Here is an 8,090-nt window from a genome sequence, read left to right as displayed (position 1 = left end):
TCAAGCCCTTGCCTGGACTAGATTTAGTCGATGCGACATTTTTGCGTCGCTCCCGGGTTCAGCTATCAGCTATCAGCTATCAGCCATCAGTTGAAACATATCAATCTCTATCTTATGCTGTGAGTGAGATTAAACCAACGCTTGACGCTTTCATCTTTAATTCAATTTATCAACACTGGAATGAAACGACTGATAACTGGTCAATGATGACTGATAACTTTAAATTACTAGCAACGTGAGCTAATTTAGAAACATCCTTGATACTTTCTAAATAAGGAATGACCCCCAAAATAGGAATTTTAGTTAGAGATTCAATTAAAGAAATAGGGGTAAGCTCAAGGATTTCTTGCTCAGATATGGGTTGTGGACAGCTTAATATGATCCCTTTTAAATTTACCTTGTGTTGACGGGCTAGGGCGACATTAGCTACTGTTTGAGCGATCGCTCCCAACTTCACAGGAACCACCAAAATTGTCTCTAAACCCCAGTTCCCTGCGATATCAGCTACGGTTAACTCCCAAGTTACGGGGGAACCTAAACCCCCCAGTCCCTCTGCTAATACCAGCTTTTTACGCTCTTGTAGGTCCTCTAAACTTCCTAAGACCAAATCCAAAGGAATGGGGCGATTTTCTCTCTCAGCAGCCACAGGAGGAGCAACAGGAGTATCATAGCGTAAGGGGTTGACTATCTCTACATCAGGAAACAGTTTTTGATAGTGTTCATAATCCCCTGTACCAGTTTGTATTAATTTGATCACCCCTAACGACTCTTGGGGGTGACGGGTTTGCCAATAAGCGACTAAAGCAGAGGTGACCACAGTTTTACCAACTTCGGTATCGGTACCAACAATAAATATGGTTGTCATGTTATGACCATTGTTTTAATTTTGAGCAGGCAAAAGACTGCAGCACAAGTCTTGCTCTCTAACTGCTAATCTTGGTTTAAAGATGCGATAGCTTCCTTCAGTTGTTGTTGGTTGGGTTTGTCTTCTTCGGAAACTTCAAAGGTTTTTTGACAAGCTGTTGGCAACTGTAGTAGTTGTAAACACAAATCTGCGATCGCATCTCGACTAACTTGCCCTCTCATGTTATCACCTTGCTCAAAAACTAAGGTTTTATCCCCTGGTTTTTCGGTTAAAGCACAAGGACGGATGATAGTGTAGTTTAATCCACTCTGACGCAATACTTCTTCTCCTTTCAACTTCCAGGTGAGAATACCACCGAGTTGATCGTTAATTTTTACTGCCGGGGGTTGGTCTTCTAAATTTATATCAGATCGACCGGGACGAGTGACACCGGCGGAACTAATTAAAATAAATTGTGGGGTGTTAATTTTGTGTCCGTAGGCTTTAATTGAATTAATTTCTAGGCGAAATAAACCAGGAGAAAACTTCGGGTTTAACTCCCCGTCGTACTCAAATTTTGTCTGCATCAACTGCATGGAATAGATACAACTAGGATCAAACTTGCCCATTTCCGGCACGGTTTTGGCACGAAATACCGGTATTAAATCAGAAAAAGGGATACGTACGGTGGTAGGAGTGTTGTAAAAGGTATCAAAGGAATAACTATAACCCACACCATCCCATCTACCTTCGCAACGAATGATAAATTTATAGCGTTTACCATCTCCTTGCACCCTCAATTCTATGCCTTCGTAATTAGAAAGATCCACTGGCGGGTTAAGATTTTTGCTTCTCACGGAGGCGAAACCCCCGTTATTAGCGATGGAGACATTGCCGGAAAACACTGCTTTATTTTGTTCTAAACGGATACTACTTTCGCTAACTCCTCCCATCACCACATCATCCACTGCACCCCAAGTATCTTTGATCGCTTCTGTGGGGTGGCTAAAATCAAATAATAGTTTTGTGTCTGATCTAATATATTTCTTTGCTACCTCGGTTAAATTTTTCATCCCTAAGTATTCTACTTCTTGGGGACTATCTACTACTTGTGGCATATAAAATTTGATTCCTTGGGAATATTTATCACGGTTGGGGGTGTCTCCTTCCACTGGTTGAACTTTGGTTCCCACACAAGAAATAACCGCCGAAACGTTGTCTAGGAGTCTTGAGGTTAAGGTTTCGGGACGGGTTACATCCCCTTGAATAATTTCTACTTTATCGTCAAAAAGGGGTTTGGCTGCTTCGATGTCCCTTACTAAGACGCGAACATAATAATTTTGTTCTAATAGACGACGAACTACACGCTTACCCACACCCCCTGTAGCTCCGGTAACTAAAATCATGCTCATGGTGTTACTGTTTAGATTAAGTGAAGGACGATTATCGGAATTGAAAAGTTTTTGCAGATCACTAAAGAATGGAATTAATTCAAAATAGTTTAGTGTGTTTAGAAAACGTCCTAAGTCCCAAGATTGGCGTTCTTTTTCACCCATGATCCTCTTATTGAACTCCTACGTTATTATAGTTTAAAATAAGTTTTCCATCTGTTCCCAGGTTAATCCTTTTTGGATGTAATTAGGAGTATTTGGGTTATAGGGACTTTCCAGGCGATCAATCGCAAGGATGTTTGCTTTTTCTGGTAAGATGGGGATATCTGCGTTAAATTCTGTTGGACGCATCAAAGAACTAGAAAATCCTTTAAAAATCATCAATTGATCTTCTTTTCCCTCAATATTAACCGTTATTAATAATACTTCTTGACGGTGTTTAGTTGTGTATTGTTCTAGCTGTTGTATTTTAGATAACGACATCTTTAATAACTATTTTCATGTTCAGGTACAACATTACAAGTATAAGAATTACTATGACTATTCATTGACTTAACCAGGCGATCACCTCTTTTATCCATTCTTCTGTGTTAGTATTTTTCAACATAAGATTGTCTTGACTCAAGGTAGAAATTGCTTTACTTATCTCCTCATTAGTATATCCTAAAGCCAACAAAGTCATCTCAATATCTTCTAAAATTTCTAAAGATGGCATGGCAGAAGAAGATGTGACGGTTACTCCTACAAGTTTTCGCCATTGCGATAGTTTAGTTTTTAATTCTAGGGCAATTCTCTCAGCAGTTTTCTGTCCTACACCTGGGGTTTGGGATAACATTTTGGTGTTTCCTGTTACGATAGCTTGAACCAATTCTTCTAATCCCAAAGTATCTATTAAAGCAATAGCTGATTGTGCGCCAATACCGCTAACACTAATTAATTGACGAAATAATTCCCGTTCTGCTGTAGTAGAAAATCCGTATAATATTTGTTGATCTTCTTTAATTTGGAGGTGGGTAAAAACTTGGATATTTTCTAATTTGTCTTGAGAAATATCTCGCGCCAATTTTGAAGGGATTTGTAACTCATAACCGATTTGATTGGCTTCTAAAACCAATGTTACACGGTTATTAGTATTCTTGATAACTTCGATGGGACTACCTTTTAAGTAACTAATCACAGAGTTTTAGCTTATGTTCTACAAAATTTTGTGAGCAACGATCCAGTTTTGAAAAGTCTAAAATAATTTCAACTTTCTCAAATTACTCTAGTCTTATGATGTTGTGCTAGGCTTTTTTCCGTATGTAAACATAGCGACAACCATACTCTTGCTGAATACTTTCTTGCTTACTACTTCATCTCAACTGTAACGTTTATTTTTGTTCAGGGACTCAGTTGATGGTAAACTTCTAATGATTTTTGGGTAGAATAGAGAATTTTTCTATTACGTTCTCGGCGTTTTTTCTTTAATATTTTCCTAAGAATAATCAATTCCCCATTACTACTAAACAGAGTTTGGTTGCTATCAGTGACTAACAAAAAATTCGTCATCTGAAGCCCTCATTCTGTGAGCTTTCCCCTAATATCATATCATTACTTTAACTATTTGGTTAAGTCTATTTTAAGTAAATGTACAAGGTTCTCAGTAACTTCAAGGAAGCTCGCTGTGTAAATATTTGTGAACATAGTTGTAAGACAAGTACTAACACCGAACTCATAGCAATTTTCTTATGCATAGATTACAAACTCAAAGAAAAATAGCCCCCACACTTCCCACCCCTCCCTGTTACTGAGCGAAGTCGAAATACACTCCCCACCCTCACTGTTACTGAGCGAAGTCGAAGTAAACCGAGATTTTGATATACCCAATTGAAAACTGCTATCAGTTTGGCATCTGCTTCCTGCCTCTTCTCAACTGTAACGTTTATTTTTGTCTAGGTACTTATAGGCATTTTCCATGCTTCTTGCTTTAACATTGGGATTAGTTGAATAACTACAATTAGAAAAGACTAAAATAGAGTACGAGCAACGATATTACACCTAGACTATGACCCAAACTAACACCCAAGCTTCCAATCAAAAACAAAACGAAGATTATCTTAACGAAATTCCCGATGAACTGGAAATGTCTCTGTTTGACCATCTCGAAGAACTGCGGACGCGTATTTTTTATGCTTTAGCTGCCGTAGGTGTTAGCATGATTGGTTGTTTTTTGGTGGTCAAACCGTTAGTCAGATGGTTAGAAGTTCCTGCCGAAGGAGTAAAATTTTTACAGTTAGCACCGGGTGAGTTCTTTTTTGTCTCTGTAGAAGTAGCTGGTTATAGCGGTTTGTTGGTGGCGAGTCCCTTTATTTTATATCAGATTATTCAGTTTGTTTTACCTGGTTTAACCCGTCGGGAACGCCGTTTATTGGCACCTGTTGTTTTAGGCTCGAGTGTATTATTTTTCGCAGGTATTGGCTTTGCCTATTGGGCGTTAATTCCTGCTGCCTTAAACTTTTTCATTGCTTATGGAGCGGATGTTGTTGAACAGTCTTGGTCCATTGATCGCTATTTTAAGTTTGTCCTATTATTGATGTTTAGTACAGGCATTGCTTTCCAAATTCCTGTGATTCAACTACTTTTAGGACAGTTAGGGATTGTTTCTTCAAAGCAAATGTTAAAGGGATGGAGAATAATCGTTTTAGGGGCAGTTATTTTGGGAGCAGTTTTAACTCCTTCAACCGATCCTTTTACTCAATCTTTATTAGCAGGGGCTGTCTTAGGTCTATACTTTGGAGGTATTGGTGTTGTTAAATTGAGTGGAAAATAACCAAAATAATCATATTTTCTAAGTTTGGTCACAACATCAAGATTCCGCAAAATAATACAGTAACCAAAATCCCACAGCCAAGCCCACAATATTTGGCAACCACCCTGCTAAAAGGGGTGAAATTAAACCCGTTAACCCTAAGCTACCTATCAAGAACCCTAACAAATAATAACTAAAAATAATTAGCACACTCAAGCCAAAACCCGTCGCTCGACCCATCTGTTGAGGGGTTGCTCCCAAAGCCGAACCAATCACCCCAAACACCACACAAATAAAAGGAAAAGCTAGTTTTTGTTGAATTCTCACCTGAAACATCCGTAACTTTTTGTCGTCTCCCATCATCTTTAAAATTCTCATATACTGTTTCGCCTGAACAATATTCATTTCGTAGGGATCGCGACCTTGCAAAGCGAATTCAAAGGCAGCTTTTGTCAAAGGTAACTGTCGATGTTCAAAAGGATCTGCCTCTTGATAAGAAGCATCTGGAGCTAATTTGTAGATAGTTCCGTTGAAAAAATCCCACGTTTCCTCTTGTCTATTCCAGGTAGCTGAGTCTGATACTACAATGCGATTTAATCTTTCTTCTAACCACTCTAAAACCGTCAAAGTCTTCAGATTTTCACCATCAAACTGTTCTGCAAAAAATAGATGTCTTAACCGCTTTTCCTGATCCCCATTAGGTAAGATAACTTGTTCGTAATCAGGGTAAAAAATGTCTTTATTCTGCCAGTAAGGACGTTCCTCCTGTAAATACTCCACTAAAATAGTCGTAGCTCTATAATTGGCGGCAGGAACCACCAACTCACTCATTAAAAATGTTACCCCTGTCACCACCAAACTAATCACCACTGCAGGAATAATCAGCCGATAAAGACTCACCCCACAGCTACGAAAAGCTATTAATTCGCTGTCGTTACTGAGCCTTCCATAGGTCAATAAGGTACTTAACATCACAGAAATGGGCAAAGCATAAGCTGTAAACTCCGGCACCTTCAGCAGCAAAATTTCTAGCGCTTGCATCAAAGGTAAATTAGAATCTACTACTTTATCCGCTAAGTCCGATAAATAACCGATCGCTACTCCTAAGACAGACACTAAACCCACAGAAAATAGCAACGGACTAATCAATTGTGAGGTAATATAGCGATCCATTAAGGATAAAGACCAACCACCCCACGGCGATCGCATAAAGCGACCGATATATCTAATAAGTTTCATGGGCATGGATTTTCGGGGTATCATTCATAAGGCTACTGACGAACAAGGAAAAGGTGAGTTGCACGAGTAATTGAAGTAGCTTGACTGTTGCATTATTTCCTTTGGCTTGCGTTACAATCCTTAACAATAGTAACTCCTTCTAAATTGTAACCACAATGGCAATAAAAACGGCTCTCATTACTGGGGCATCTTCAGGTATCGGACAGGCATTTGCCGAAGAGTTAGCGACTTCTTGCACCAATCTCATTTTAGTTGCTCGCTCCGAGGATAAACTATATAGATTAGCTAAACAGTTAAAGGAAAAGACATCCATCACTGTTGAGGTGATTATACAAGATTTAACCGAACCCCAAGCAGGACAGAAAGTTTACGATCTGGTTCAAGATCGGGGTTTAACTGTAGATTGTTTGATTAATAATGCTGGATTTGGGGATTATGGACCGTTTGCTCAACGAGAATTATCTAAACAGTTAGAGATGATTCAACTCAATGTTACTGTTTTGGTGGAGTTGACCCATTTATTCTTACAGCAAATGCAACAACAGGGAGAAGGCAGTATTATCAATGTAGCTTCCATTGCTGGTTTCCAGTCCTTGCCCTACTTATCCACTTATGCCGCAACAAAAGCATTTGTTCTTAGTTTCACAGAAGCATTATGGGCAGAAAATCAGGAAAAAGGAATCAACTGTTTAGCTTTATGTCCCGGGCCAACGGAATCGAATTTCTTTGAAGTGGCGGACTTTCCCCAGAGTTTTGAAAGTAAGAGTAATAGCGGTTTAACATCAGCACAAACTGTTGTTAAAGATGCCCTTAAAGCTTTAGAAAATAATCAATCTAACGTTGTAACTGGAGGGGTTGCTAATAACTTAATTGTTAATTCTTCTCGGTTTTTTCCTCGAGAATTCTTGCTCAAAGCTGTAGAAAAGCAATTTAGAGCATGATTGTTTGAGTTGGTAGTTAGGTTGTTTTGCATTGAAATACTATTAAGAATAAAAAAAGGGTTGTTTACTGTATATAAAACAATAAACAACCCTTGGTGTTGTATACACCCGCTTTTTGAATCCTTATCTATTATGTTCTGTTGTTTTATTAACCTCAATAGACTAGATCATGGTGATAATGTGATTAAAATCAATGCCAAAAATAAGCAAAAAAAAGAGGTCATTTACTGTACGAAATAGTAAATGAACCTTAGTATTGTATGCACCCGTTTGTTGAATCTTGTATTTATTATGTTCTCTTATTTTATTAATCTCAATAGACTAGATCATAGTTATAATGTGATTAAAATCAATGCCAAAAATAAGCAAAAAAAAGGGATTACTTAATGTCCGAAACAATAAATAACCCTTGCTGTTGTATGCACCCGCTTTTTGAATCCTGTATTTATTATGTTCTCTTATTTTATTAATCTCAATAGACTAGATCATATTGATAATGTGATTAAAATCAATTCTAAAAATAAGCAAAAAAAAGAGGTCATTTACTGTACGAAATAGTAAATGACCCTTAGTATTGTATGCACCCGTTTGTTGAATCTTGTATTTATTATGTTCTTTTATTTGATTAATCTCAATAGACTCGATCATAGTTATAATGTGATTAAAATCAATTCTAAAAATAAGCAAAAAAAAGGGATTACTTAATGTCCGAAACAATAAATAACCCTTGCTGTTGTATGCACCCGCTTTTTGAATCCTGTATTTATTATGTTCTCTTATTTTATTAATCTCAATAGACTAGATCATATTGATAATGTGATTAAAATCAATGCTAAAAATAAGCAAAAAAAAGGGATTACTTAATGTCCGAAACAATAAATAACCCT

General features: G+C 37.7%; 8 protein-coding genes. 2 read left to right on the top strand and 6 right to left on the bottom strand.

What is annotated here, in order from left to right; translation table 11 throughout:
* Positions 1–169: 169 nt before the first annotated feature.
* The 5 genes from bioD to P9B04_RS02390 all read right to left on the bottom strand — a co-directional run bounded on the left by bioD (position 170) and on the right by P9B04_RS02390 (position 3,783).
* The gene (gene bioD / locus P9B04_RS02410) at positions 170–865 is read right to left on the bottom strand and encodes a dethiobiotin synthase (protein WP_342053402.1); all 696 of its coding nucleotides are present in this window, start codon (positions 863–865) and stop codon (positions 170–172) included.
* Positions 866–930: 65 nt separating this feature from the next.
* Positions 931–2,400 carry a CIA30 family protein gene (locus P9B04_RS02405; RefSeq protein WP_342053401.1) on the bottom strand — a complete coding sequence of 490 codons (1,470 nt, stop codon included), beginning with the start codon at positions 2,398–2,400 and terminating at the stop codon, positions 931–933.
* Positions 2,401–2,433: 33 nt separating this feature from the next.
* Entirely contained in the window at positions 2,434–2,718 is a 285-nt protein-coding gene (locus P9B04_RS02400; protein WP_342053400.1) for a DUF7734 family protein, read from the bottom strand.
* A 61-nt stretch (positions 2,719–2,779) separates the two neighbouring features.
* Positions 2,780–3,412, bottom strand: coding sequence for a Holliday junction branch migration protein RuvA (gene ruvA, locus P9B04_RS02395; protein ID WP_342053399.1), 633 nt, complete (start codon positions 3,410–3,412; stop codon positions 2,780–2,782).
* Positions 3,413–3,615: 203 nt separating this feature from the next.
* Positions 3,616–3,783, bottom strand: a complete 168-nt coding sequence (locus tag P9B04_RS02390) for a hypothetical protein (protein ID WP_342053398.1) — start codon at positions 3,781–3,783, stop codon at positions 3,616–3,618.
* 496 nt (positions 3,784–4,279) lie between these two features.
* On the opposite strand from P9B04_RS02390, the gene tatC reads away from it, so the two are divergent.
* Entirely contained in the window at positions 4,280–5,044 is a 765-nt protein-coding gene (gene tatC / locus P9B04_RS02385) for a twin-arginine translocase subunit TatC (protein ID WP_342053397.1), read from the top strand.
* A gap of 36 nt (positions 5,045–5,080) precedes the next feature.
* Here tatC and P9B04_RS02380 read toward each other — a convergent pair whose 3' ends face one another.
* Positions 5,081–6,268, bottom strand: coding sequence for an LptF/LptG family permease (locus P9B04_RS02380; protein ID WP_446717959.1), 1,188 nt, complete (start codon positions 6,266–6,268; stop codon positions 5,081–5,083).
* A gap of 149 nt (positions 6,269–6,417) precedes the next feature.
* Between P9B04_RS02380 and P9B04_RS02375 the strand changes: the two genes are divergently transcribed.
* Positions 6,418–7,203, top strand: a complete 786-nt coding sequence (locus tag P9B04_RS02375) for an SDR family NAD(P)-dependent oxidoreductase (RefSeq protein ID WP_342053395.1) — start codon at positions 6,418–6,420, stop codon at positions 7,201–7,203.
* Positions 7,204–8,090 lie beyond the last annotated feature (887 nt).

Source organism: Crocosphaera sp. Alani8 (genome assembly GCF_038442745.1).
In the GTDB taxonomy this organism is placed as follows: Bacteria; Cyanobacteriota; Cyanobacteriia; order Cyanobacteriales; family Microcystaceae; genus Crocosphaera.
The sequence above is the reverse complement of the archived record's forward strand: the minus strand, read 5'-3'. Positions and strand labels throughout refer to the sequence as shown.